This is a genomic window from Salibacterium lacus (assembly GCF_042684865.1).
GTDB lineage: Bacteria > Bacillota > Bacilli > Bacillales > Marinococcaceae > Salibacterium > Salibacterium lacus.
The window spans coordinates 496123-521738 of record NZ_JBHUML010000005.1 but is presented as its reverse complement, the minus strand read 5'-3'; the positions used below and the strand labels follow the sequence as shown (position 1 = coordinate 521738).

21 protein-coding genes and 2 riboswitches are annotated in these 25616 nt (G+C 52.2%); of the genes, 19 read left to right on the top strand and 2 right to left on the bottom strand.

Going from position 1 to position 25616, the window contains the following annotated elements:
- Positions 1 to 193 precede the first annotated feature (193 nt).
- The 5 genes from ACFSUB_RS15690 to ACFSUB_RS15670 all read left to right on the top strand — a co-directional run bounded on the left by ACFSUB_RS15690 (position 194) and on the right by ACFSUB_RS15670 (position 7925).
- Entirely contained in the window at positions 194 to 1156 is a 963-nt protein-coding gene (locus ACFSUB_RS15690) for an AAA family ATPase (protein ID WP_380714204.1), read from the top strand.
- Positions 1157 to 2347, top strand: coding sequence for a DUF58 domain-containing protein (locus tag ACFSUB_RS15685; protein WP_380714203.1), 1191 nt, complete (start codon positions 1157 to 1159; stop codon positions 2345 to 2347). It begins immediately after the preceding gene.
- A gap of 14 nt (positions 2348 to 2361) precedes the next feature.
- On the top strand, positions 2362 to 4521 hold the full coding sequence (locus ACFSUB_RS15680; protein WP_380714202.1) for a transglutaminase TgpA family protein: 2160 nt from the start codon (positions 2362 to 2364) through the stop codon (positions 4519 to 4521).
- A 228-nt stretch (positions 4522 to 4749) separates the two neighbouring features.
- Entirely contained in the window at positions 4750 to 6288 is a 1539-nt protein-coding gene (guaA, locus tag ACFSUB_RS15675; RefSeq protein WP_380714201.1) for a glutamine-hydrolyzing GMP synthase, read from the top strand.
- 102 nt (positions 6289 to 6390) lie between these two features.
- Positions 6391 to 6491, top strand: a riboswitch (purine riboswitch).
- Positions 6492 to 6611: 120 nt separating this feature from the next.
- Positions 6612 to 7925, top strand: a complete 1314-nt coding sequence (locus tag ACFSUB_RS15670; protein WP_380714200.1) for an NCS2 family permease — start codon at positions 6612 to 6614, stop codon at positions 7923 to 7925.
- 589 nt (positions 7926 to 8514) lie between these two features.
- On the opposite strand, the gene ACFSUB_RS15665 is transcribed toward ACFSUB_RS15670, so the two are convergent.
- Positions 8515 to 9387, bottom strand: a complete 873-nt coding sequence (locus tag ACFSUB_RS15665) for a YitT family protein (RefSeq protein ID WP_380714199.1) — start codon at positions 9385 to 9387, stop codon at positions 8515 to 8517.
- Positions 9388 to 9515: 128 nt separating this feature from the next.
- Here ACFSUB_RS15665 and ACFSUB_RS15660 point away from each other — a divergent pair, with 128 nt between their 5' ends.
- Both ACFSUB_RS15660 and ACFSUB_RS15655 read left to right on the top strand, forming a co-directional pair.
- Positions 9516 to 10511, top strand: a complete 996-nt coding sequence (locus tag ACFSUB_RS15660; RefSeq protein WP_380714198.1) for an acrylyl-CoA reductase family protein — start codon at positions 9516 to 9518, stop codon at positions 10509 to 10511.
- A 497-nt stretch (positions 10512 to 11008) separates the two neighbouring features.
- Positions 11009 to 12292 carry a Zn-dependent hydrolase gene (locus ACFSUB_RS15655; protein ID WP_380714197.1) on the top strand — a complete coding sequence of 428 codons (1284 nt, stop codon included), beginning with the start codon at positions 11009 to 11011 and terminating at the stop codon, positions 12290 to 12292.
- Between the two features lie 339 nt (positions 12293 to 12631).
- Here the strand turns inward: ACFSUB_RS15655 and ACFSUB_RS15650 are convergent, their stop codons facing one another.
- Positions 12632 to 13498: a patatin-like phospholipase family protein gene (locus ACFSUB_RS15650; protein WP_380714196.1), complete on the bottom strand. Its 867-nt coding sequence runs from the start codon at positions 13496 to 13498 to the stop codon at positions 12632 to 12634.
- Between the two features lie 171 nt (positions 13499 to 13669).
- Between ACFSUB_RS15650 and ACFSUB_RS15645 the strand changes: the two genes are divergently transcribed.
- From ACFSUB_RS15645 to purH, 12 genes are all read left to right on the top strand, one after another.
- Complete coding sequence (locus ACFSUB_RS15645) at positions 13670 to 13861, top strand: NETI motif-containing protein (RefSeq protein WP_090927379.1); 192 nt, start codon at positions 13670 to 13672, stop codon at positions 13859 to 13861.
- An 84-nt stretch (positions 13862 to 13945) separates the two neighbouring features.
- A riboswitch (purine riboswitch) is annotated at positions 13946 to 14048 on the top strand.
- Positions 14049 to 14193: 145 nt separating this feature from the next.
- Positions 14194 to 14679 carry a 5-(carboxyamino)imidazole ribonucleotide mutase gene (purE, locus tag ACFSUB_RS15640; RefSeq protein WP_090927413.1) on the top strand — a complete coding sequence of 162 codons (486 nt, stop codon included), beginning with the start codon at positions 14194 to 14196 and terminating at the stop codon, positions 14677 to 14679.
- On the top strand, positions 14673 to 15803 hold the full coding sequence (gene purK, locus ACFSUB_RS15635) for a 5-(carboxyamino)imidazole ribonucleotide synthase (RefSeq protein WP_380714269.1): 1131 nt from the start codon (positions 14673 to 14675) through the stop codon (positions 15801 to 15803). The genes purE and purK overlap by 7 nt, the downstream gene beginning before the upstream one ends.
- A gap of 24 nt (positions 15804 to 15827) precedes the next feature.
- Positions 15828 to 17126 carry an adenylosuccinate lyase gene (gene purB / locus ACFSUB_RS15630; protein WP_380714195.1) on the top strand — a complete coding sequence of 433 codons (1299 nt, stop codon included), beginning with the start codon at positions 15828 to 15830 and terminating at the stop codon, positions 17124 to 17126.
- Between the two features lie 15 nt (positions 17127 to 17141).
- A complete protein-coding gene (gene purC / locus ACFSUB_RS15625) occupies positions 17142 to 17852 on the top strand; it encodes a phosphoribosylaminoimidazolesuccinocarboxamide synthase (RefSeq protein WP_380714194.1) in 711 nt (236 codons plus the stop codon).
- Positions 17853 to 17856: 4 nt separating this feature from the next.
- On the top strand, positions 17857 to 18108 hold the full coding sequence (gene purS / locus ACFSUB_RS15620; RefSeq protein ID WP_093335694.1) for a phosphoribosylformylglycinamidine synthase subunit PurS: 252 nt from the start codon (positions 17857 to 17859) through the stop codon (positions 18106 to 18108).
- Entirely contained in the window at positions 18105 to 18788 is a 684-nt protein-coding gene (gene purQ, locus ACFSUB_RS15615; protein ID WP_380714193.1) for a phosphoribosylformylglycinamidine synthase subunit PurQ, read from the top strand. Before purS ends, purQ begins: the two co-directional genes overlap by 4 nt.
- Positions 18772 to 21003: a phosphoribosylformylglycinamidine synthase subunit PurL gene (gene purL / locus ACFSUB_RS15610; protein ID WP_380714192.1), complete on the top strand. Its 2232-nt coding sequence runs from the start codon at positions 18772 to 18774 to the stop codon at positions 21001 to 21003. Before purQ ends, purL begins: the two co-directional genes overlap by 17 nt.
- Entirely contained in the window at positions 20979 to 22400 is a 1422-nt protein-coding gene (gene purF, locus ACFSUB_RS15605; RefSeq protein WP_380714191.1) for an amidophosphoribosyltransferase, read from the top strand. The genes purL and purF overlap by 25 nt, the downstream gene beginning before the upstream one ends.
- A gap of 20 nt (positions 22401 to 22420) precedes the next feature.
- The gene (purM, locus tag ACFSUB_RS15600; RefSeq protein ID WP_380714190.1) at positions 22421 to 23458 is read left to right on the top strand and encodes a phosphoribosylformylglycinamidine cyclo-ligase; all 1038 of its coding nucleotides are present in this window, start codon (positions 22421 to 22423) and stop codon (positions 23456 to 23458) included.
- On the top strand, positions 23459 to 24052 hold the full coding sequence (gene purN / locus ACFSUB_RS15595; RefSeq protein WP_380714189.1) for a phosphoribosylglycinamide formyltransferase: 594 nt from the start codon (positions 23459 to 23461) through the stop codon (positions 24050 to 24052). It abuts the gene before it with no gap.
- Positions 24049 to 25590 (top strand): bifunctional phosphoribosylaminoimidazolecarboxamide formyltransferase/IMP cyclohydrolase, encoded by a 1542-nt coding sequence (gene purH, locus ACFSUB_RS15590; RefSeq protein WP_380714188.1) that lies wholly within the window; start codon positions 24049 to 24051, stop codon positions 25588 to 25590. Before purN ends, purH begins: the two co-directional genes overlap by 4 nt.
- The last annotated feature ends 26 nt before the right edge of the window (positions 25591 to 25616 follow it).

The window sequence follows — 25616 nt, the reverse complement described above, 5'->3', positions numbered from 1 at the left end:
TTCCTGAAAATTCCTTTAAAAACATCAACAAGGAAAATGTTACTATAAATAAGATCCGATTGAAAAGAATATCTGGAAAGAAATATACTGGAAATGACAGAACCCGGAAAAAGATTATCATGCCCACAAACCCTTCCCATTTGTGATAATATGAAAGAAAGAACGTAGGGCATCAGCAGAGGAAATGGGAGGAATGAAAGTGGAGACGGAACGTTCCGGACTGCAGCAAGTGATAGAGAACATAGAACGCGTCGTTGTAGGCAAGCGCGAAGAAATAGAATTGAGCTTGACCGCCCTGCTTGCGGGAGGGCACGTTCTGCTTGAGGATGTGCCGGGGGTTGGAAAAACGATGATGGTAAGGGCGATTGCCCGTTCCATTGGAGCAGATTTTAAAAGAATTCAGTTCACACCGGATTTACTGCCTTCTGATGTAAGCGGGGTGTCGATATATAACCAGAAAACGCAGTCTTTTGAATTCCGGGCGGGACCGGTGATGTCCAATGTGGTACTTGCAGATGAAATCAACCGGACGTCGCCGAAAACACAGTCATCGCTCTTGGAAGCCCTGGAAGAAGGAAGTGTGACAATCGACGGGCAGACACGCGATCTGGAGCAGCCTTTTTTTGTGATGGCAACCCAGAATCCGATCGAATACGGAGGCACGTATCCGCTTCCGGAGGCGCAGCTGGACCGTTTTCTGTTTAAGCTGAAGATGGGCTACCCGACATACGAAGAAGAACTCAGTGTGCTGAAAAGAGTGGAGCAGAACCACCCAATCCAGGAACTGCAAGAGGTGCTTAGTCTGGAAGACATTCTCAAGATGCAAAAGCAGGTTTCGTCTGTGTATGTGGATGATTCTGTGAAACAGTACATCCTTTCCATCGTGAATGAAACGAGAACCCACCGGGATGTACAGCTCGGCGTCAGTCCGCGCGGATCCATTGCCCTTATGAAAGCTTCGCAGGCTTTTGCCTTTTTAAAGGGGCGGGAGTACGTTGTTCCCGACGATATTAAACATCTTGCACCTGTTGCGCTGAGCCACCGCATTATCCTGCGCTCGGATCTGCAGATGGTGGAAAAAGACGGGGAAGATGTGATTCGTGATATTCTATCTACACTGCGTGTCCCGCTTGCCGGTAAGGAAATGGTGCAGTAAATGAGACCGGGACGAATAATTGTAAAAACGGGCAAAGCATTGCTGCTGGCTGCAGTCTTGGCGGTCCTTTACGCCTATGCAATGTTTCAGGGTGGATTTGTGAGTTGGTTTCTTTTTTACAGTGTACTGTCGGCTGTGATTCTAAATGCACTGTTTATCGCTTATCCGCTCCGCCTTCTCCGGGTAACAAGAAACGTCAGCCGTACGATGCTGTCCCACAATGAAAGCATGGAGGTAACCCTTCATGTTGAAAAAAAACTACCTTTTCCATTTCTGTTCTTAAGTGTGGAGGATAATGTTCCGTCCGGGATTGAAGGACTGGGGCAGGATGCCGGTACTATTTTTTTTCTCTCTCCAGCGAGGTCTCTGTCGCACTCCTATGAGATCCGGGGCGGACGCCGGGGCGAGTACTGGTTTTCCACCGTCATGCTCAGAGCAGGGGATTTATTTGGATTTATTACCAAGGAGTATGAAGTTGATCTTTCCCAGCCTGTAACGGTGCTTCCCCGTCTCCGGCTGTTGAAGCGGTGGAACGGCCTGCGCAATGAGAATCAGGAAACCACTCCTTCCGCTGTAAGAATGATGGATCAGAGTTATTCTGTCGCCGGTGTAAGGGATTATATACCAGGCGACAAAATGACAAGTGTCGATTGGAAAGTCAGCGCCCGGGCCGGCAAGCTGGTGACAAAGGAATTTGAATCGCAGGAAGGACAGGGTCATCTCGTCATCCTCGATAACACGATGGAAAAGGGCAGGGATGCGTTGGAGGAACGGATTGAGTTTGCCGCCTCCTTCACGGATTACTGCTATAAAAAAGGGGTGCCGACCGGGTTGGGTTTTTCCACTGGAGAAGAGGTGCTGCTCGAGGAAGAGTCGAAACGGGCCCATTTCCAAAGCATCTATCAGGAACTGGCGAAATTGGAACCGGGCAGCGTTTCGTTTGATGAAGCGGCGTTTTTCCGGCAGCCGTTTCATGGACGTTCCCTACTTTATATTACCTCTGCCATGTCAGTACAGCGCATGGAAGAACTGCAGCAGGTATTGAAGAACCGCAATGAGCTGGTCATTGCGTTCTGTGGACGTGATGCGATGGACGAGCAGGAGCGGATCCGTATGGATAAGCTCCGGGGAAGCGGGGCGGTCACGACTTATGTATGGATGGAGGACAACGCCTTTGACTTAACGTCCTAGAAGGAGGACCTGCTGTGCAGCGGACAAAACAGACACCAAAAATATTTTTAATGTATATGATCGGGTATCTTCTGTTGATGGAATGGCTGATCCCTCTTCCGGAAGTGACAAACACCGGATACGTTCCGGTCTTTATGGCATCGGCGGGTTTCTTCTTTCTGGTTATGTTTTTACAGTTCCCGTGGTGGGCCGCTCTGCTTTTGATGGCAGGGGGCATGTTATTCAGCATTCATTCCATCTTTCTTGATGAGACGTTGTTCAGCACGCAGTGGTGGAAGGCTCTATACATAGAAGGGACCACGAATATCAGTTATATGCTGGAGGGCCGCTGGTACGGCCTGAGTGATATGTTCCGGAGCTTTTTATTTATGCTGCTTTTGTCTATTATGAGCTATCTTTTGTATTTCTGGATCGTGCAGGCCAGGCGGATTCTGTTCTTCTTTTTGTTTACTGTCATCTATATCGGGGTGATGGATACCTTTTTCGTCTATGACGGTACCACGGCGGTTATCCGGGTTTTCGTTCTCGGTTTTATTTTGATGGCGCTTCTGCAGTGGGACCGCCTCGTCTATTATTACCCCGGTGCGGTGCAGTCGAGATTGGTGTGGTTCCGCTGGACGATGCTGGCTTTGTTTCTGCTCGCATGTTCGACGGCTGTCGGACTTGTTCTGCCAAAGGCGGAGCCGCAGTGGCCGGACCCGGTACCGTTCATGGAACGTACGGCAGGAATTGAAACGCCTGCCGGAAGCGGCGGTGAAACCGTACAGAAAATCGGATACGGTGAAAATGATGAACAGCTCGGCGGCGGCTTTGAGATGGATGAGACCCCTGTATTCACCGCTTCAGGAGGAGAAGTAGGATACTGGCGCGGAGAGTCGAAGAACGTGTATACCGGAAGCGGCTGGGTATCGGATACTCCGGAACGGCCTTCCTCCACCAGTGGGTTTTATGATGATTCGGTGGAGACCGCTCAGCAGAACGTTACGGTGCAGATAGCACAAGAACATGCCGGCTCGTTTGACTTCGCGTTTTATCCCGGAAGTCTTCAGAATATAGACGTTCCAAATGGGGATGTGTCTCTTGAGGTGGATCGGCATACCGGCAGAGCATCGACGATGTCCGGAGGGGAACCCGTTACGCCCAGACGCTATGAGCTTACGTATGGATACCCTGAATTTTCTGTTGAACAAATGCAGAGTGCATCGACGAATGACCCGCAGTACATCGAGGATTACTATCTCGGTCTTCCGGATGATCTCCCTTCCTCCATCCAGGAGCAGACCGAAGAGATGACATCCGGTGAGAATAACCGGTACGACAAGGTGCGGGCCGTGGAACGTTATTTGAACAGCCCGGAATTCACGTATGATACCTCCAATATCGCAGTCCCGGAACAAGGGCAGGATTACGTGGAGCAGTTTCTGTTTGATACGCAGCGCGGCTACTGCGATAATTTTTCCACCTCCATGGCAGTTATGCTCCGTACGGTTGGTATTCCAACACGGTGGGTGAAAGGTTTTACAAAAGGGAGTGAATCCCAGGCCGGGGAGAACAGCACCGTTTACGAAGTAACGAGCGCCAATGCCCACTCCTGGGTTGAGGTTTATTTTCCGGGTACGGGCTGGGTTCCATTTGAGCCGACAAGAGGGTTTGCCTCGGAATTTGATTACTCCCGGCAGCAGAATACAGAAGAAAATAACGAAACGCCGGAAAGCGAGGAACAGCAGGAACAACAGCAGGATACAGAAGAGGAAGAACAACAGCAGAACCAGGAAGAAAACGATACGCAGGCTGCTGCTTCATCCTCCGTTTTGCCGCTGTGGCCGTTTATCGCAGGTGGTGCCTTCGTCTTTGCCGCTCTTCTGTACATCTTCCGTTTTACGCTCGTGAAAAAAGGGATGCTGCTTCGGTTCCGGCATACAAAAGACGCGGCTTCTTTCACGAAAGCCTTTCATTCGCTCCTGCGTCTCCTGCGCCATGCCGGATTCGGCCGGCGTGACGGCGAAACGCTCCGTGAATACGGGAAGCGGATGGATGAATGGTTTACGGTCAACGATATGAGTACGCTCGTTCACGAGTATGAAAAAATCCATTACGGCGGGAAGCCCCAAAAAGAAAACTGGGATCATATCACTGCTGTCTGGGCGAAAATGGTACACCGCATTGGAACTTGACCGTTTCACAGGCGGACTGCTAAAATAATAGGCATGTTTCAGCAGTAGATAACTTTCCTTCGTATATCTTTCAAGTGAAAGAGTTTCTACCCGGTCGTTTCAGATTGGACTACGAAGACAGGATAACCGGAGATACGTATATCCCGGAATCTGTCTTCGTTTTTCTTGATCCGGAGATGGGTTCCGGTTTTTTATACTTTACTTAACAGGAGAAAGGTGATTGGGGACATGTCAAACGAAACGGAGAAGATCGTCGTTCTTGACTTCGGCGGTCAATACAATCAGCTGATCACCCGCCGCATCAGAGACCTTGGTGTCTACAGTGAGCTGCATCCGGGATCTGTCACGGCGCAGCAGCTGAAAGAGATGGAGCCGTCGGGTATTATTTTCTCCGGCGGCCCCGGCAGTGCGTATGCCGAAGGAGCCCCGGCTGCCGATCCGGCCATTTATGAACTCGGGATTCCGATTCTTGGAATCTGCTACGGCATGCAGCTGTTGACACAGCACTACGGCGGCCGGGTGGAAGCATCGAATCACCGCGAATACGGAAAGGCAGCACTTCAGGTAAAGCACAGCTCCGCGCTTTATCAGGGCCTTTCAAACGAGCAGACGGTCTGGATGAGCCACGGAGACCTGATTACAACACCACCGGAAGGATTTCAAACCGACGCCGGCAATGCCTCCTGCCCGGTGGCGGGGATGAGTGATGAAGCACGCGGTATTTACGGCGTACAGTTTCATCCGGAAGTCCGCCATACCGAGCACGGCGATGCTATTCTGGAGAACTTTGCTTTTACGATCTGCGGCTGTGCCGGAGAATGGTCGATGAGCAATTTCGTAGAAGAGCAGACCGCCTTGATCCGCGAACAGGTAGGGGACAAAAACGTACTCTGCGCGCTGAGCGGCGGGGTGGACTCTTCTGTGGTCGCAGCGTTAATCCACCAGGCCATCGGTGACCAGCTTACATGCATGTTCATCGACCACGGGCTTCTCCGCAAAGGCGAGGCGGAAAGTGTAATGGACACCTTTGCGGGCGACTTCAACATGAACATGGTAAAAATTGATGCGCAGGACCGTTTTCTGACGAAACTGGACGGGGTCTCCGATCCGGAAGAAAAGCGGAAAATAATCGGCAATGAGTTCATCTACCTGTTTGAAGACGAAGCGGAAAAACTCGAAAACATGGACTTTCTCGCGCAGGGAACGCTTTATACCGATGTTATTGAGAGCGGCACGGACACCGCCCAGACGATTAAGTCCCACCATAACGTCGGCGGGCTCCCCGAAGACATGAATATGGATCTTATTGAACCGCTGAATACATTATTTAAAGATGAAGTCCGCCAACTTGGAACCGAACTCGGCGTTCCCGATGAGATTGTGTGGCGCCAGCCGTTTCCGGGGCCGGGACTTGGTATCCGGGTGCTCGGTGAAATTACCGGAGAGAAGCTTGAAATTGTGCGCGAGTCGGATGCTATCCTGAGAGAAGAAATCAGTAACGCCGGGCTTGACCGGGAGATCTGGCAGTATTTCACCGCCCTTCCGGATATGCGGAGCGTTGGCGTTATGGGAGATGCGAGGACCTATGATTATACGGTCGGCGTCCGTGCGGTAACGTCGGTGGACGGCATGACCTCGGATTGGGCCAGAATCCCGTATGACGTGCTTGAATCCATTTCCACGAGAATTGTGAACGAAGTCCAGCATGTGAACCGGGTTGTTTATGATATCACGTCCAAGCCGCCTTCCACGATTGAGTGGGAGTAAAACGAAGGTATCCTTTACCCGGCCCGCCGGATGTTTGTTCAATTATGTAACAAAATGACTGCTTTTGCCATCTGTCCGGGGTAGAATAATAAAACAGATGGGCTGTCTATATATGAAGCGTTTCGTATAACAGCGGTAATAGGGTCCGCTGGTTTCTACAGGCTGCCGTAAATAGCTTGACTACGAATTCTGGACCGAAAGAAGCAGTGTCTTTCGTCCGTCTTTTGTGGTTGAAGCTTCAGGTGCAGCATCATGCACCTGGAGCTTTTTCTAATTATACCGGGTGTACACGTACATCCTAGTAGAAAATGGGGGAATAGCTTGTGAAACGTTATTTTGAATTTGAAGAATGGGGGACGGGGTACCGACAGGAAAGCATGGCCGGCCTGACCACTTTTCTGGCGATGGCTTACATCCTGTTTGTAAACCCGAGCATTCTGTCCGAAGCGGGGATGGACGAAGGAGCTGTCTTTACGGCTACGGCCTTGTCCGCCGCCGTAGGTACATTAATTATGGGGCTTCTTGCCAGATATCCGATCGCACTGGCGCCCGGCATGGGGCTTAACGCCTTTTTCACCTACACGGTTGTGTTAACCATGGGGATACCCTGGCAAATCGCGCTTTTCAGTGTTTTTGTCTCTGGTGTTATTTTTATCTTTATTACGCTATTTGGGATTCGTGAAAAAGTCATCAACGCGATTCCATCTCAGCTGAAATACGCGGCTGCTGCCGGTATCGGGCTGTATATTGCGTTTATCGGTTTTCAGAATACCGGCATTGTGGTTGCGGATGAATCGACCATGGTGGCGCTGGGCGATATGACGCAGGCGACGACGGTTCTCGCCTGTTTCGGCCTGCTTGTCACGGTTGTACTGATGGTTCTTGGTTTTCAGGGAGGCATCTTTTACGGAATGGTCATCACCGCTGCTGCCGGTATATTGTTTGGCGTCATCAGCCTTCCTGATGCTGTCGTCGGTTCCGTGCCGAGTCTTGCGCCGACATTCGGAACGGCGTTTACCTTCCTCGGGGAACTGGAGTGGAGTGCCCAGATGACCGGGCAGATTGCTATTGTGGTTCTCACCTTTTTGTTTGTCGACTTTTTTGATACAGCCGGGACGCTGTACGGGGTCGCCAATCAGGCCGGCTTTGTGAAAAACAATAAGCTTCCGCGCGCAGGCCGGGCACTTCTCGCGGATTCATCAGCCACATCCATCGGGGCAGTGCTCGGTACATCCACGACGACTGCTTACATTGAGTCAACATCCGGCGTCGCAGCAGGGGCAAGAACTGGCTTTGCATCCCTTATCACCGGTGTGCTGTTTCTCTTGTCTCTGTTCTTTTCCCCGCTTCTTACCGTGGTCACAGACGAGGTGACAGGTCCGGCACTCATTATCGTCGGTGTACTCATGGCGTCGTCCCTCCGCCTGATTGAGTGGGATAAACTCGAAATGGCGCTCCCGGCCTTTCTAACCGTGGTGGCTATGCCGATGACCTACAGCATCGCCACCGGGATCGCGCTGGGCTTTATCTTTTACCCGATCACGATGGTGCTGAAAGGAAAAGGCCGCGACATTCATCCGATCATGTACGCGCTGTTCTTTGTGTTTATCATTTATTTTGCCTTTTTAGGGGCTTAATCCATGCACTTTCTTCCATAACTAACGGAGCTGTATCAAAAGGTGCAGCTCCTTTTCTGTAATATAGAAAATTCACCCCAGGCAGAAGCGGAGGGCGGCGACGCCATTTCAGCAGTTCGCCGGCTAAAACCGGTCACGTCCTGTGACCAACGCCGGCACTAGAACATCCTGTTCGTCGAAGCAGCAGCCGAAGATCCCATCAAACGGAGGCTCACACGATGTGAGTCAGATCGGCGTCGGCACAGGACGTGCCGAACTTAGCCGATCCTCCTTTACTACCATGTAGCTGAGGCGCTGCCCGCGGCAAGCGTCCGCCTGCAGCGGATGCCTTAACGTTTAACGGCTTTTGATACAGCCCCTTTATATAGAAGATCGTCTGTACATTCGCGGTGAAAGTTGACGTTGGTTTTGGTCATACGACGACGGCCAAAAGGAGAGGTGAAAACGCTTTAAACGTAAGTATAAATGATTCATGAGACAGTTTAGGAGGGGCGCGCTCCGCATAAACGTAACATAGAACAGGTCATAGTGACGTTTACCATACCAAGCAGCAGTGTAAACGTCATTATGCAAAGAGGACGGCAACGTTTTATGTCCGCTTTTCCGGTTCATACGAAAACCCTTCGCCGGCTACTTCTTTCACGTCATGCACAGACACAAAGGCATAGGGATCCACTTCGGAAATGATGGATTTCAGATGAATAAGCTGGTTTCGGTTAACGACACAGTACAATACATTCCGCTCATTTTTCGTGTAACTTCCCCTGCCGGTCAGTACGGTGGAGCCGCGGCGCATCCGGTGTGTGATCGCTTCTGAAACGGCATCGGTGTGATTGGAGATAATCATGGCGGACTTGGCGGCGTTAGCCCCTTCAATGATGAAATCAATCACCCGTGTCGCGATGAATACCGCTACCAGGGTGTACATAGCCTCCGGCAGCGTAAGGTGAACGAGAGAGAATGTAATGACAAAGGCATCGAAGAAAAACATCGTCGATCCAATTCCGGTGCCGAGATACTTTTCACACAACCGGGCGATAATGTCAGCGCCGCCGGTGGTGCCGCCGGAACGGAAAATAATACCGAGGCCGGTTCCGGCAAAAACGCCGGCAAACAGGGAAACAAGAATCATGTCATTTTTCAGAAAGACCTCGGCGTGCCAGATGTTTTCAAAAAATGACAAAGCAAGCGACATCATCAAGGTGCCGTACAGGCTGTAAATAAAGACTTTGCGTCCAAGCAGCTTTCCGCCTATGATAAAGAGCGGCACATTCAGGACGATGTTGGATATCGACGGCGGGATGGAAAGAAGGTAATAAAGAATCAGACTGAGGCCTGTGAAACCGCCGTGGGCCAGACCGTTCTGGAGATTGAAGTGAATGATGCCGAATGCGAAAATAAAGGCGCCGATTGCGATCAGGATAAAATTCGTGAGCCGCAGGCCGCGCAGCCAGTAAGTCATAAGGGTCGTTCTCCTTTATCCGTGGTCTGTTCCTAGTATAGCCACTTCCCGGTAAGGCAAATCATTAGATTGAATCCGGCTGCACATGGGAAAATAAAAAAGAATGATAAAAAAGGAGGACGGTTACAATGAGTCAATTTGAAGCATTGATCGTGGATAAAGCAGAAGACAACACGGTGACGCGAGATATACAAACGTTATCGTTTGATGACCTCCCTGAAGGTGAAGTGCTCGTGAAGGTTCGTTATTCCAGCGTGAACTTTAAAGACGGCATGGCTGCAATGACCGATGGAAATATTGTAAGTGATTATCCGATGGTACCCGGGATTGATTTATCAGGAGTGGTGGAAGAATCCCGTGACGACCGGTTTTCCAAAGGCGATCCGGTTATTGTCACAAGTTACGAGCTCGGTGTCTCTCATTACGGAGGATTCGCGGAATACGCCCGCGTTCCGGTGGACTGGGTCGTACCGCTTCCGGAACAGATGACGCTTGAAGAAGCTATGATTTACGGGACAGCTGGATTTACAGCGGGTTTGTCGGTGATGCGGCTTCAGGAAGAAGGCGTGAAGCCTGAAGACGGAACGGTTCTTGTCACCGGTGCGACAGGCGGTGTCGGCAGTATGGCTGTCACAATGCTCTCCAATCTTGGATACCGCGTGGCGGCGAGCACCGGTAAATCTTCGGAGCATGACTTTCTGAAAAGCCTGGGAGCTTCAGAAATTCTAAGCCGGGACGACGTGCAGCCCGAAAGCATCCGCCCCATCGACAAACAGCGCTGGGCCGGCGCCGTCGATCCGGTCGGCGGCGAGACGCTTTCCTACGTCTTGAGTACACTGGCGTATGACGGCGCCGTTGCTGTGAGTGGACTTACCGCGGGAACAAAGGTGCCGACCACCGTCTTTCCTTTTATACTGCGGGGTGTGACACTTGCCGGAATCGATTCGGTCAACTGTCCGATGCCGCGCCGGCTGGACGTCTGGGAGCGGCTCGCTTCCGATCTGAAAGTCGGAGAGGAACTGAAGCAGATAGCAGATCATGTTTCGCTGCATGAGCTTCCTGCTGTACTTGATCAGATTCTCGCCGGCAGGGTGCAGGGAAGAAAAGTCGTAACCTTTGCCTGACAGGCACAGAACCGCTCTCTCTTTTGACGTAGAAGGGGAGCGGTTTTTAATTGGGCAGGAGCGGTGCTGCCCTTCCTTTTTGTCCCGTGGATATGAAGAAAACGTCACCTGATATGGTTCATACGTTCGTTTTTCTACTCCGCAGCGGAAAAAACGTAACCAACCTCCGCTCCTGAAGGACATGTACATTTTAACTGGCATCCCGCTGTCAGAGGTACTTCTCTCTTTTTCAATAAAAATTCCTGTATAACATGTCGTAATGGACAGGAAATGGTGTATGCTGAAAGGAAACGACTGTTCTGGAAAGAGAAAAAACAACAGGGAATCTGTACAAAATGGTCTTCTGGCAATCGGAAACATTGTCGGGAACATGATCATAGTATACCTGTCACGGTTCTAAGTTTTGCGGATCAGCAGAGCGTGCAGGGTTGAACCCGGGTCTGTTGTTTCCTACACTATAGGCAAAGCAGAACGGACACGGGAGAATGGGGGAAAAAATGAATGTAAAAAAACGACTGCTTGAAACGGAGCCGGTGTGCCGGGATTATCCTTCCCTGGATCCTGGTATTCTTGCACAGCGGCTGTCGGATATGGCGGAAATAGGGAAAACGACAAACGATGGGGTGACCAGGTTTGTGTACACAGATGAAGACGCTGAGGCGAAAGCGTTGTTCCGGTCCTGGATGGAACAGGCCGGATTGATCGTACGGGAGGATGGAGTTGGAAATCTATACGGAAGGCTTGAAGGTACGAACCCGGACCTGCCGGCGGTTTTGACCGGTTCCCATCTGGATACGGTGCCCGAAGGTGGTGCTTTTGACGGGGCACTTGGCTGTATCAGCTCTCTGATGGCCGTGGAGGCGGTGATCGAACAGGAAGGGAGACTGACTCATCCGGTGGAAGTGGTAGTCTTTATCGATGAGGAAGGCGCCCGTTTTGGCGGCGGACTGCTTGGAAGCCGTATCGCGATGGGGGAAGTGACGAAAGAAGACTTGTTTCAGATGAAAGATGATTACGATACAACGGCAGCTGAAGCGATGAAGCGTGCAGGATACACGCCCAACAAACTGAACCAGTGCTTTCTTCCTCCCGAGGCGATTGAAGCCTTTCTTGAAGTGCACGTGGAACAGGGGAAGCAGCTTGAACAGGCGGACAGCAGTGTCGGTATCGTCAACGGGATAGCAGGACCTTCCTGGTTGGAAATTACGTTAAAGGGAGAAACAGATCACGCGGGTAATACACCGATGGATATGAGACGGGATGCCGCAGCTGCAGCCGCAGAAATAATGACCGCGGTGGAAGCTGTTCCGGCCGAAATCAGCAGTACGGCTGTTGCCACGGTCGGCAAACTGACTCTTTCTCCGAATGGATCGAATGTCATTGCCGGACGGGCGGATTTGATCGTGGATATCCGGGATATAGAAGAAGACACGAGGGATGAGATGATCCGACGCATCGAACAGGTGGTGCTTGATATCGCCGAAAAAAGAAACGTGGAATCGGAAACGCTTCTTCAGGTTCGTATCCCTCCGGTTCCGGTTCCGCAGTGGCTGCAGCACCAAATGGAAACAGCCGCGAAGACGTTGGAGCTGCCGTATCAATATTTACCGAGCGGCGCCGGGCATGATGCGATGATACTTGGGAGGTATATTCCATCCGGTATGATTTTTGTGCCAAGTGTAGAGGGAAGGAGTCACAGTCCGGAAGAGTTCACGGAACTCAAAGACTGCCTGGACGGCACCGCACTGCTGTTTGAAACGCTTAAAATAGTCGGCAATTAAAAAGAGAAAAACGCTGGATAGTAGTGTGGAGGGAAGATCTTTTGCGGATAATCGCCGGCGGAGCGCTGGATATGTTGTTTTCCTGTAAGATTGTACTTTTTGGTGCATGTTTAGGCGTGGACACTTAGTGTGCGGATTATATCTTTCATACCGGCCGGCATCAGCTTGCAGTCACTAATTCCAGATATCGGCACGGTAGTGTCCGCGGCATGGTGTTCCGCGGGCACTAATTTTATTTTTGGGACACCCCGTAGTTCTCCAAATCGCACGCTGTCCATCCCTTTTTCAGTTCCGGAGCTGAAAAAGGGATGCTTTGAAGGCATGGGTGGTTTACGTATCTTATGTAGCCGATGAGTACGGGTGGTTGAGCCACTCGGGAAAATCATGATGAAGATCGGCAGCATCCTGGTAGCCGGCGTTATACATTTTTTCCAGCCTGGACGGATCTTTTTCGGTTCGGTGGGCGTTCAGGGAAGCGTCGGGCCGGAGCACTTTCACCCTGCCGCGCTCTTCCAAATCCTCGAGCTGGTCCATCGTCTTGTTATAAACAGCGGGTCGATTGATCAGGGCCTGGACGAAGCCGGGATAGTTTTTGTAAAAGCGGCGGGCGAGACGACTCAGTTTAAACGGCTCTTTGCGGTAGCCTTTGGGGCGGGTGAGAACGATGATGTTTTGTTCGCAGCCGTCGGCGATTGCCTGTTCAACAGGAACCGGATCGGCCACGCCGCCGTCGAGAAGCTGCCACCCTTTATAGTTCACAACCGGGGCCAGCATCGGCAGGCTGCTTGAGGCCCGGACGGCAGTCAGTATGTCTTCATCACGCTGGTGATAAATATAATGAGGATTTCCTGTTTTGATATCGGTTGTCCCGATGACAAACGTCTGACTGCTGTTGTTAATCTGATCCACATCCAATGGGACGAGACTTTTCGGCACTTCGTCGTATAAAAAATTCATGCCGAACAGACTTTTTTCCCTCCATAGGTTTCGAATACTTAGAAAACGCGGGTCTCCGGCCATCCCGATCTGGAGTTTCTTGTTGCGTCCTTTCTGCCTGGCAAGGTAAGAGCACGCAACCGAAGCACCGGATGAAACGCCGGAAACGTAGGGAAAGTGTATGTCCTGGTCGAGAAAATACTCAAGAACCCCCGCCGTATAAACGCCGCGCATTCCTCCGCCTTCAAGTACAAGACCAATATCGTTCATATGCAAAGACTCCTTTTCCTTCCCTCATCCTCTAATGAAATCCTAGCAAAGCAGGAAAATTTACACAAGCACTGTGCCTGCTGTTCCTTCCATTTCTATGAAGGAAACAGGTATTATAGAATAATGAAAGCAGACAAGAACAGAACTACCGCTCTTGAAAGGAGAACAGATATGGCAAAAAAGAAACGGTTCGAAGTGCAGGATGGAGAAACGATTGAAGAATGCCTGGAGCGCATCCAGAAAGAAGGGTTTGCACCGGTCGGACGCAGGGAGGAACCGGTATTCCAGGAAGTGAAGCAAAACGGTAAAATAGAGAACATACCGGTGAAACAGAAGATAATATTTGAGGCACGTCCGCAATAACCGAACATTTCATTTTCATAAAGTTGAAACGTTCGATTTTTAATTGACAGATTTCATCACATACTGTTAAGCTGAAAAAGGAATAAAACGATAAATCAATACTCTCATATATCATCGGGAATACGGCCTGATACGTTTCTACCCGGCGACCGTAAATGGCCGGACTATGAGAGAAAGAACGGCAGGGAGCCGGCACAAGGACCGCTTTGGAATCAGCTGCGTCCACTGTTTTGCCGGCAGGGACAACCCCGGCACCCGGACCACTTTCTCTTGGAAGAAACTGGCCCAGGCGCCGGGGTATTTTACTGTTCAAGGAAGGAGTCGATCCTGATATGGAGGCACAAGTAGGCGTCATCATGGGAAGTACATCAGACTGGGAAACAATGAAACATGCAGTCGATGTACTGGAAGAGCTGGAGATACCATACGAAAAGCAGGTCGTTTCGGCGCACCGCACACCGGATTACATGTTTGAGTACGCCGCCTCGGCAAAAGAAAGAGGCTTGAAGACGATTATCGCAGGAGCAGGCGGAGCGGCCCACCTGCCCGGCATGGCCGCTTCGAAGACAACACTTCCGGTTATTGGTGTTCCTGTAAAATCCAATGCCCTTAACGGCATGGACTCTCTTCTGTCGATTGCACAGATGCCCGGGGGCGTACCGGTGGCAACCACGGCGATCGGCCGGTCGGGCGCCGTCAATGCAGGACTTCTTGCCGCCCGCTTTCTCGGCGCATTTGATGAAACCATTGCCGAGCGGCTGGAACAGCGAAGTGAAGCCATGCGGCAGAAAGTAATGGAAACGGGGGATTTATCATGAAACCTTCCATTTTACCCGGACAGACAATAGGAATTCTCGGGGGCGGACAGCTTGGCCGGATGATGGGACTGTCAGCGCGCGCGATGGGGTACCGGATCGCTGTGCTCGAACCGAAACCGGATGCCCCGACGGCACAAATTGCTGATGTATCCGTGGAAGCGGCGTACGATGATCGCACGGCCGCCCGGGAACTCGCCAATCACTGTGATGTGCTCACATATGAATTCGAAAATATTGACGCGGATACGGCTTCGTTTCTCGAACAATCAATGTATCTGCCGCAGGGCAGCAGTCTGCTGCATACAACGAAACATAGAGGACGTGAGAAACAGGCCATTCAAAGCGCTGGCGTCGATGTGTCCCCGTACCGTCTTGTATCAAGTGCTGCTGCTCTGGAAGAAGCAATGCAGGACATCGGCTGTCCGGCTGTTTTGAAAACGTGTGAAGGCGGATACGACGGAAAAGGACAGGTTGTCATCCGGGAGGACACGAACATTCAGGATGCTTTTGATGAACTCGGTGCCCAGACGACAGATCTTGTGCTGGAAGCCTGGATCCCGTTTGAAAAAGAAATATCGGTTATCGTGACGCGCAGCACAAACGGCGAAACAACAACGTTTCCGGCCGGGGAAAACAGACACCGAAACAATATTTTACACCAGACGATTGTACCGGCGGATATAGCGGAGCAGACAGAAAAGAAAGCCGTGGACATGGCGTATGAGCTGGCTGAAGCGTTTGATCTCGTCGGAACGCTTGCGGTGGAAATGTTTGTGCTCGATGAAGACACGGTGTATGTCAATGAGGTGGCGCCGCGTCCGCACAATTCCGGCCACTATACGATAGAAGCCTGCGAAACGTCACAGTTTGAACAGCATGTGCGCGCTGTCTGCGGTCTGCCCCTTGGCTCGACACAGCTGTTGAAACCCGTCGTGATGACGAATATTCTCGGAGAGCATGTGCCTTATGTGCAGGATCATTTCGCTTCGTTTGCAGGAGGCGGCCACGTTCATTTTTACGGCAAGCCAGAAGCAAAGACCGGCCGGAAAATGGGACACTGGACCGTTCTTGGCAGCGGGCAGGACGATGCGCTGGAAAAAACAAGCCGAGTATGGCCCGAATAAACGATAGAGAGTGGAGGAAATCGAATGATTGAACGGTATACCCGCCCGGAAATGGGTGCGGTCTGGACGGAGGAAAATCGGTTTAATGCCTGGCTTGAAGTAGAAATTTCCGCCTGTGAAGCCTGGGCGGACTACGGGGATATTCCCAAAGAAGACGCCGCCAAAATCCGCGGGAATGCAGGATTTGACGTGGAGCGGATTCAGGAGATTGAGGCCGAAACACGCCACGACGTCGTTGCTTTCACGCGGGCGGTGTCGGAAACGCTTGGAGAAGAGAAGAAATGGGTCCATTACGGACTGACGTCCACCGATGTGGTGGATACGGCGTTGTCTTATCTTCTCGTGCAGGCGAACGATATTCTGCTCAGGGACCTTGAGAATTTTCTCGCTGTGTTGAAAAAAAAGGCAGTGGAGCACAAGTATACGGTAATGATGGGCCGTACCCACGGTGTTCATGCAGAACCGACCACGTTTGGGATGAAGCTGGCGCTCTGGTACGAAGAAATGAAACGCAATATCGAGCGGTTCAAGCAGGCGGCTGAAACGGTCCGGGTCGGTAAACTCTCCGGTGCCGTCGGAACGTTTGCGAACATTCCACCGTTTATTGAGAAATCGGTCTGCGAAAAGCTCGGCCTTGAACCGGCGCCGGTTTCCACCCAGACCCTGCAGCGAGACCGCCACGCCCATTACATGAGCACGCTGGCGCTCGTTGCCTCCTCCATCGAAAAAATGGCGGTGGAAGTGCGCGGTCTTCAGAAAAGCGAGACGCGGGAAGTGGAGGAATTTTTCGCCAAAGGACAGAAAGGTTCGTCGGCCATGCCGCACAAACGTAATCCGATCGGTTCAGAAAACATGACAGGCCTGGCCCGCGTCATCCGCGGTCATATGATGACAGCATATGAGAACGTGCCGCTTTGGCATGAACGCGATATTTCCCATTCTTCCGCGGAACGGATTATTCTGCCGGACGCGACGACGGCGCTTAACTATATGCTCAACCGTTTTTCCGGCATTATCGAGAAACTTACCGTCTTTCCGGAAAACATGAAGGCGAACATGGACCGCACCTTCGGCCTGATTTACTCGCAGCAGGTGCTTTTAACCCTGATCAGCAAGGGGATGGCGCGCGAAGAAGCGTACGACCTTGTACAGCCTAAAGCGATGGAATCCTGGGAAAAAGGCATATCATTCCGCGCGGTGATCGAACAGGAACCACGCATCACCGAAACACTTACGCCGGAAGAACTTGACGGCTGTTTTGACTACAACCATCACCTTCGTGAAATCGATACGGTCTTCAAACGGACCGGACTGGAAGACTAAAGGAGGGCGCCGGGCATGGAGAAAAAGGAACTGCTGTATGAGGGCAAAGCGAAGAAGCTGTATGAAACAGATGATCCGGACCTGCTATGGGTGGAATACAAAGACGATGCGACCGCTTTTAACGGCGAAAAACAGGAAGTGCTCGCAGGCAAGGGCCGGCTGAACAACGTGTTGTCGTCGATGCTTTTTGCAACCCTTGATGAGGCAGGAATTCCGAGCCATTTTGAGCGGAAACTGTCCGATACGGAACAGCTCGTCCGAAAAACCGATATCATCCCACTTGAAGTTGTCGTCCGCAATGTCGTGGCGGGCAGTCTGCACCGCCGTACCGGCACAGCGGAGGGCATCGAGCTGAAAGAGCCGGTGGTGGAGTTTTACTACAAAGACGACGAGCTCGGTGATCCGCTTATTAACGAAGATCATATCCGCATGCTCGAGGCAGCACAGCCGGAGCAGCTGAGCGGCATGAGAACGCAGGCGCTGGCTGTTAACGAAGCGTTGAAGCATCATTTCGGGCAGCACGGACTTCTGCTCGTCGATTTCAAGCTGGAGTTTGGTACGACGGCGGACGGAAACCTTCTGCTTGCCGACGAGATTTCACCGGACACATGCCGTCTGTGGGACGAAAAGACGAGGGAAAAATTCGACAAAGATGTGTTCCGCTACGGCCTTGGGTCTCTTCAGGAAGGCTATACAAAAATTCTAAAAAGACTGGGAGGGGCATAAACAGATGTTTAAAGTCCATGTGTACGTAACGCTGAAAGAAGGAGTGCTCGACCCGCAGGGAAGTGCTGTCACCGATTCGCTGCACGCCATGAACTACACCGAGGTGAACAGCGTCCGGATCGGCAAATACCTGGAGCTTGAAGTCGAAAATACGGACAACCTGGAGAAGCGCATCGAAGAAATGTGCGAAAAACTGCTGTCCAATCCAGTCATTGAAGATTACACGTATACGATCGGGGAGGCTGTGTCTTCATGAAGTTCGCCGTTATTGTATTTCCAGGATCGAACTGTGACGACGACATGTATTATGCCATTGAGGAAACGCTTGGAGAAGAAGTGGAAAAAGTATGGTACACCGAAACCGATATCTCGGGATATGACGCCGTCCTGCTTCCCGGCGGTTTCTCGTACGGGGATTACCTGCGTTCCGGGGCAATCGCGCGTTTTGCACCGGTGATGGAAAGCATCATCGAAGAAGCGAAGCGGGGCATGCCTGTTCTTGGTATCTGCAATGGTTTCCAGGTTCTTCTTGAAGCGCGTCTACTGCCGGGTGCGATGCAGTTCAACAAAAACCTGAAATTTATCTGCCGTCCCACCCCGCTGACCGTTGTGAACGCGGGTACGATGTTCACGACCGAATATGAACAGGGCAGCACTGTCACGATTCCCGTTGCTCACGGGGAAGGAAATTATTACTGTGACGACGACACACTTGACATGCTGAAACAAAACGAACGGATCGTTTTTACGTACCAGGATGACATTAATGGCTCTGCTGCCGGAATTGCCGGTATAACAAACGAAAAAGGCAACATACTCGGTATGATGCCGCACCCCGAACGTGCTGTCTCGGATCTTCTTGGAAGCACGGACGGCCGCCGGCTCTTTCAATCGATGCTGAAAAACTGGAGGGAATCACATGTCGCTCGCGCTTGAACCGTCTCCGCAGCAAATAAAAGAGGACAAAGTCTATCACGACATGGGAATGACAGACGAAGAATTTGCCATGGCGGAAAACATTCTCGGCCGTCTTCCGAACTACACCGAAACGGGCGTGTTTTCCGTTATGTGGTCCGAACACTGCAGCTACAAGCATTCCAAGGTACTGCTCCGGAAATTTCCGAGTAAAGGGGAAAAGGTGCTGCAGGGACCGGGCGAAGGCGCCGGAATCATTGATATCGGCGACAACCAGGCGGTTGCCTTTAAAGCCGAAAGCCACAACCATCCGTCCGCGGTCGAACCGTACCAGGGAGCGGCGACAGGTGTCGGCGGGATTCTCCGCGATGTGTTCTCGATGGGGGCCAAACCGATCGCGCTCCTGAACTCCCTCCGCTTTGGAGAGCTGCAGTCCGCCAGAGGACGCTACCTGTTTGAAGAAGTCGTGGCCGGTATCGCAGGCTACGGCAACTGTGTCGGTGTTCCGACCATCGGAGGTGAAATACAGTTCGATCCATGCTATGAAGAGAATCCGCTGATGAATGCGATGTGTGTCGGGCTGATTAACCACGAAGACATCCAGAAAGGTGTGGCCGAAGGAACCGGAAACACCGTCATGTATGTCGGTGCGAGTACAGGTCGCGACGGCATACACGGGGCAACGTTTGCCTCTGAAGAACTGGGCGAAGATTCGGAAGACAAACGCCCTTCCGTCCAGGTCGGCGATCCGTTTATGGAAAAACTACTGATGGAAGCCTGTCAGGACCTCGTACAGCTCGAATCCCTCGTCGGCATCCAGGACATGGGTGCGGCCGGTCTTGCTTCCTCTTCCTCAGAAATGGCAAGCAAAGCAGGATTTGGTATTGAAATGGATCTCGACAAAGTACCGCAGCGCGAAAGCGGCATGACTCCGTACGAAATGATGCTCTCCGAGTCCCAGGAACGGATGCTTCTTGTCGTCAAGCAGGGGCATGAACAGGAAGTCCGTGACATCTGTGATCACTGGGGGCTGTACGCAGCCGAAGTGGGTCACGTCATCGAAGAACAGAACCTCCGTCTTCTTTTTGAAGGGGAGGTCGCGGCGGACATTCCAGCCGATGCACTTGCCGAAGAGGCTCCTGTGTATCACCCGGAATCCACAGAACACCGGGTTTTCACGGAAAACCAGAAGCTTCCGGCATCGAGTCTGCCAATTGGCGATATGAAACAGACGCTGCTTGATCTCCTGCGTCAGCCGACGATTGCAAGCAAAGAGTGGGTATATGATCAGTATGATTATATGGTGCAGACGAATACGGCCGTTCAACCGGGGTCGGATGCTGCTGTTCTGCGGGTGCGCGGGACGAATAAGGCCCTTGCGATGACAACCGACTGTAATTCGCGCTATATCTATCTTGATCCGGAGACCGGCGGAAAAATTGCGGTAGCTGAAGCGGCGCGCAACATCGTCTGCTCCGGCGGCACACCGCTTGGATTGACGGACTGCCTGAACTACGGCAGCCCGGAAAAACCGGAAATCTACTGGCAGCTGGAGAAATCGACGGACGGCATGAGTGAAGCCTGTTCCGTTCTTCATACGCCGGTCATCGGCGGCAATGTCTCTTTGTATAATGAAACGCAGCACGGCGCAGTATACCCGACACCGGTCGTCGGTATGGTTGGTCTCATAGAAGATTTGGATTATATTACGACCCAGTCCTTCAAACAGGCAGGAGACGTTATCTATGTCATCGGGGAAGCAGCACCGGAATTCGGCGGCAGCGAAGTTCAGAAGATGGTGGAAGGCGGTATTTCCGGAAGAGTGCCGGAGCTTGATCTCAACCTCGAGAAAGAAAGGCAGCAGAGTCTGCTCGAAGCCATCCGGAGCGGTTTTGTACGTTCCGCCCATGACCTCGCCGAAGGGGGCCTTGCCGCCGCAATTGCCGAAAGTGTCATCGACAGCGCCGGTCTTGGCGCTGATGTAACGCTTAAGGGCGATACAGCAGCGGCATTATTCGCTGAAACCCAGTCCCGCTTTCTTGTATCCGTGTCTCCCGAACACACCGAAGCCTTTGAACGCACAGCTGCTGATGCCGTACGCATCGGCACGGTAACCAATAAACCGACACTTGAAGTCCATCAGTCAACAGGTGAAAAGGTACTGCAGGCGGATGTAGAAGAAATGGAAAACGCCTGGAAAGGAGCCATTCCATGCTTGGTGAAATCAAAGGATTAAATGAAGAATGCGGCGTCTTTGCATTGTGGGGGCATAAAGAAGCGGCCCAGCTTTCCTATTACGGGCTCCACAGTATGCAGCACCGCGGGCAGGAAGGCGCAGGCATCGTGGTCAGTGACGAAGAGCATCTGCACATTCACAAAGGACTCGGGCTCGTAAATGATGCGTTCAAAGAAGGCGATCTTGAAGCACTCCAGGGGCATGCTTCCCTCGGCCACGTCCGGTACGCAACAGCAGGCGGCGGCGGTCTCGACAACTGCCAGCCTCTTATGTTCCGCTCTCAGACCGACAGCCTGGCTATCGCCCATAACGGCAACCTGGTGAATGCGCACAATCTGAAACTCGAACTCGAAGACCAAGGCAGTATTTTTCAGTCGACTTCCGACACAGAAGTGATCGCGCACCTTATTAAACGAAGCGTGTACCCGCGGATGGAAGATAAATTAAGTGACGCCCTGTCCATGGTGGAAGGGGCCTATGCCCTCGCCATCATGACCGAAGATAAGCTCCTGGTTGCCCAGGATCCACATGGCCTCCGGCCGCTCAGCATCGGAAAACTAGGCGGGGCTTATGTGGTGGCATCCGAGACTTGTGCGTTTGATGTCATCGGAGCGGAGTATGAACGTGAAGTACAGCCCGGTGAAATCATTACATTCGATCGAAGCGGTATGCACTCGGAACTATACGCCAAACCAGCCGAGCGGCGGATGTGCAGCATGGAATATGTGTACTTTTCGCGTCCCGATTCCAATATTGACCAGATAAACGTCCACACTGCGCGCAAAAGCCTTGGCAAAAAACTGGCCGCAGAAGCGCCGGTTGAAGCGGACATTGTCACCGGTGTACCGGACTCTTCCATTTCAGCTGCTATTGGGTACGCCGAAGAAACCGGAATTCCCTATGAAATGGGGATGATTAAAAATCGCTATGTCGGCCGGACGTTTATTCAGCCGTCACAGGAGCTGCGTGAACAGGGCGTGAAGATGAAGCTGTCACCGGTACGCGGCGTCGTTGAAGGAAAACGGGTCGTCATGGTGGATGATTCCATTGTACGCGGCACAACAAGCCGCCGTATTGTTACGATGCTGAAACAAGCCGGGGCGGCGGAAGTGCACGTCCGCATCAGCTCTCCGCCGATTACCCACCCCTGTTTTTACGGCATTGATACGTCCACCAAGTCAGAACTTATTGCCGCAACGCACTCGCTTGAGGAGATGCGGGAGGAAATGGGAGCCGACTCGCTTTCGTTTATCAGCATCGACGGGATGCTGGGCGGCATCGGAAGACAGGACAATGATTCTAACTGCGGGCAGTGTCTCGCCTGTTTCACCGGGAATTATCCGACTGATATTTATGAAGATACGCTTCATCCCCATGACAAAGTCATCAATGGATAACGAGAAAGGAGGCAGCCGCCATGTCGGACGCCTATAAAAAGGCCGGGGTCGATGTTGAGGCCGGCTACGAAGCGGTAGAGCGGATGAAACAGCATACCGCGCGGACGATGCGTCCGGAAGTGATGGGAGGTCTGGGTGGATTCGGCGCCATGTTTGACATGTCCGCGCTTCCTTACGAATCCCCCGTCCTCGTGTCGGGAACAGACGGAGTCGGCACGAAACTGATGCTTGCCTTCATGATGGACAAGCATGACACGATCGGACAGGACGCGGTCGCGATGTGTGTCAATGACATCGCCGTTCAGGGAGCGGATCCGCTTTACTTTTTGGATTACCTGGCCTGCGGAAAAGCCGTTCCTGAAAAAGTCGAAGCCATCGTCAAAGGAATCGCCGATGGATGTGAACAGGCCGGCTGCGCGCTGATCGGCGGGGAAACCGCGGAAATGCCGGGCATGTATGACACGCACGAATATGACCTCGCCGGTTTTACAGTCGGGGCGGCGGACAAATCATCGCTTATTACCGGGGAAACCATCACCCCCGGAGATGTCGTGATCGGTCTTCGGTCCTCCGGGATTCACAGCAACGGCTTGTCGCTTGTCCGCAATGTTCTGCTTGATGAAGCGGGACTGGATCTAAAGGAAACGTATGCGCCGTTTGAGCGGCCGCTCGGCGAAGAGCTGCTGGAGCCGACGCGTATTTATGTAAAAGCTGTGCAGGAACTGCGCCGCCGCGTGCCGGTAAAAGGCATGGCTCACGTGACCGGAGGCGGATTTTACGAAAACATTCCGAGGATGCTGCCGGAAGGAACCGGGGCCGCCATCGATTCGTCTTCCTGGGATGCACCGGCTCTGTTTTCGTTTCTTCAAAAGCATGGCAGTCTGAGCGATGAAGACATGTTCGGCACGTTTAATATGGGTATCGGCCTGGCTGTAGTAGTAGATGCCGGCGAAGAGAAAGAAGCCCTGTCTTCTCTCGAAGCAATCGGAGAAACGGCGTACCGTATCGGACGAGTGACATCCGGCGGAGGACTGCAGTTCGTAAAGGAGGACGCCTGAATGAAACTGGCTGTTTTTGCATCGGGCAGCGGATCCAACTTCCAAGCTGTCGCCGACGCCGCGTCAGAAAACAGGCTGGAAGCTGACATTGCCCTGCTCGTTTGTGATAAGCCGGATGCTCATGCCGTGCAGCGGGCGGAGGCGATGGACATCCCGGTTTTTTCATTTCGTCCGAAGCAATATGAAAACAAAGCGGCATTTGAGCAGGAAATTGTGGAACAACTGCAGAAGAAGGAAGTTGACCTGATCGTTTTGGCCGGTTATATGCGCCTTGTCGGAGATACATTGCTGACAGCGTTTCAGGAACGTATGATAAACATCCATCCCTCCCTGCTTCCGGCTTTTCCAGGATTGGATGCTGTGGAGCAGGCGTGGGAAGCCGGTGTGAAAGTGACCGGCGTTACTGTTCATGAAGTCGATGAAGGAATGGATACCGGTACGATACTTGCTCAGGAAGCGGTAGCTGTGAAGCCGACCGATTCTCCCGCTTCCCTTTCCAAGGCGGTACAGGCCGTGGAACACCGGTTGTATCCGGATACGATTCAGTTTTTACTCAAAGAGCGATTTACGCAGGGAGGAGCGATGCACAAATGAGCATCAAGCGAGCACTGATCAGCGTTTCCAATAAAGAGGGTATTCTACCTTTTGCCAAGCAGCTTGAAGCGGCCGGCGTGGAGATCATTTCAACAGGCGGGACGAGCCGCGTGCTGAAAGAGGGAGGTGTCGACGTGATCGGGATTTCCGATGTTACCGGATTTCCGGAAATCCTCGACGGGCGCGTGAAGACGCTGCATCCGTATATTCACAGCGGTCTGCTGGCCATGAGGGACAACGAGGAACATCAAAAACAGCTCGAGGAACATCAAATCACCCCGATTGACCTCGTCGTCGTGAATCTGTATCCGTTTAAAGAAACGATTGAAAAGCCGGACACGTCATTTGAAGAAGCGATTGAAAACATTGACATCGGAGGTCCCGGCATGCTGCGGGCCGCAGCCAAAAACCATAAATATGTCACGGTCGTCACCGATCCCGGCGACTACGACTGGATTCTGGAAGATGTGAAAGAAAACGGAGATATTCCGGCAGAGACGAAAGCCGGTCTGGCCGCAAAAGTATTCCGTCACACGGCTTCCTATGATTCCCTCGTTGCCAATTACTTAACCGACCATACAGGTGAACAGTATCCGGAAACGTTCACCGTTACTTACGAGAAAAAACAGGATCTCCGCTACGGGGAGAATCCACATCAGCAGGCAGCTTTCTACCGGGAGCCGATTGGACCGATGAGCTCTGTTGCGAATGCTATCCAGCTGCACGGCAAGGAGCTGTCCTATAATAACATCAACGATGCCGAAGCCGCTCTTGATATCATCAAGGAATTCAGCCAGCCCGCTGCTGTTGCTGTTAAACATATGAATCCTTGCGGGGTTGGAATTGGCGCGTCCATCACCGAGGCGTATGAAAAAGCGTACGACTCCGATCCTGTTTCCATTTTCGGCGGCATTACCGCATTCAACCGCGAAGTGGATGAGGAGACAGCAAAGCATCTCAAAGAGATTTTTCTTGAGATCATTATCGCTCCGTCGTTCAGCCAGGAAGCGCTTGATGTTCTGACTCAAAAGAAAAACATCCGCCTGCTGAAAATCGCGATGGAAGAAGAAACACCGCGCGAACGCTCGCAGATTACGTCTATTCACGGCGGCGCTCTGATTCAGGACGAAGACCGCAAAGGGTTTCTCGATGCTGACATCAAAGTTGTGACCGACCGTGATCCGACAGAGAACGAATGGCAGGATCTGAAACTGGCTTGGAAAGTTGTCAAACACGTGAAGTCCAATGCGATTCTGCTTGCCAAAGACCAGCAGACCGTAGGCGTGGGCGCCGGGCAGATGAACCGGGTCGGCTCCGCCGAAATCGCCGCCGCGCAGGCGGGAGAGAAAGCTGAGGGCAGCGCCATGGGCTCCGACGCCTTTTTCCCGATGAAAGATACGGTTGAAACCGCAGGGGAAGCTGGTGTGAGCGCCATTATCCAGCCGGGCGGCTCCATCCGGGACGAAGAATCGATTGAAAAAGCCAACGAACTCGGCATTGCCATGGTCTTTACCGGCATGCGTCATTTTAAACACTAAAGCAACACGATGAAGGAGGAGTCGCA

Coding starts and splice junctions, on each gene's coding strand:
- purQ (WP_380714193.1), top strand. CDS start 18,105: ATGAAGTTCGCCGTTATTGTATTTCCAGGATCGAACTGTGACGACGAC.
- purC (WP_380714194.1), top strand. CDS start 17,142: ATGGAGAAAAAGGAACTGCTGTATGAGGGCAAAGCGAAGAAGCTGTAT.
- ACFSUB_RS15660 (WP_380714198.1), top strand. CDS start 9,516: ATGAGTCAATTTGAAGCATTGATCGTGGATAAAGCAGAAGACAACACG.
- ACFSUB_RS15685 (WP_380714203.1), top strand. CDS start 1,157: ATGAGACCGGGACGAATAATTGTAAAAACGGGCAAAGCATTGCTGCTG.
- ACFSUB_RS15690 (WP_380714204.1), top strand. CDS start 194: ATGAAAGTGGAGACGGAACGTTCCGGACTGCAGCAAGTGATAGAGAAC.
- purF (WP_380714191.1), top strand. CDS start 20,979: ATGCTTGGTGAAATCAAAGGATTAAATGAAGAATGCGGCGTCTTTGCA.
- ACFSUB_RS15650 (WP_380714196.1), bottom strand. CDS start 13,498: ATGAACGATATTGGTCTTGTACTTGAAGGCGGAGGAATGCGCGGCGTT.
- purL (WP_380714192.1), top strand. CDS start 18,772: ATGTCGCTCGCGCTTGAACCGTCTCCGCAGCAAATAAAAGAGGACAAA.
- purS (WP_093335694.1), top strand. CDS start 17,857: ATGTTTAAAGTCCATGTGTACGTAACGCTGAAAGAAGGAGTGCTCGAC.
- purE (WP_090927413.1), top strand. CDS start 14,194: ATGGAGGCACAAGTAGGCGTCATCATGGGAAGTACATCAGACTGGGAA.
- ACFSUB_RS15645 (WP_090927379.1), top strand. CDS start 13,670: ATGGCAAAAAAGAAACGGTTCGAAGTGCAGGATGGAGAAACGATTGAA.
- purN (WP_380714189.1), top strand. CDS start 23,459: ATGAAACTGGCTGTTTTTGCATCGGGCAGCGGATCCAACTTCCAAGCT.
- guaA (WP_380714201.1), top strand. CDS start 4,750: ATGTCAAACGAAACGGAGAAGATCGTCGTTCTTGACTTCGGCGGTCAA.
- ACFSUB_RS15665 (WP_380714199.1), bottom strand. CDS start 9,387: ATGACTTACTGGCTGCGCGGCCTGCGGCTCACGAATTTTATCCTGATC.
- purB (WP_380714195.1), top strand. CDS start 15,828: ATGATTGAACGGTATACCCGCCCGGAAATGGGTGCGGTCTGGACGGAG.
- purH (WP_380714188.1), top strand. CDS start 24,049: ATGAGCATCAAGCGAGCACTGATCAGCGTTTCCAATAAAGAGGGTATT.
- ACFSUB_RS15655 (WP_380714197.1), top strand. CDS start 11,009: ATGAATGTAAAAAAACGACTGCTTGAAACGGAGCCGGTGTGCCGGGAT.
- purM (WP_380714190.1), top strand. CDS start 22,421: ATGTCGGACGCCTATAAAAAGGCCGGGGTCGATGTTGAGGCCGGCTAC.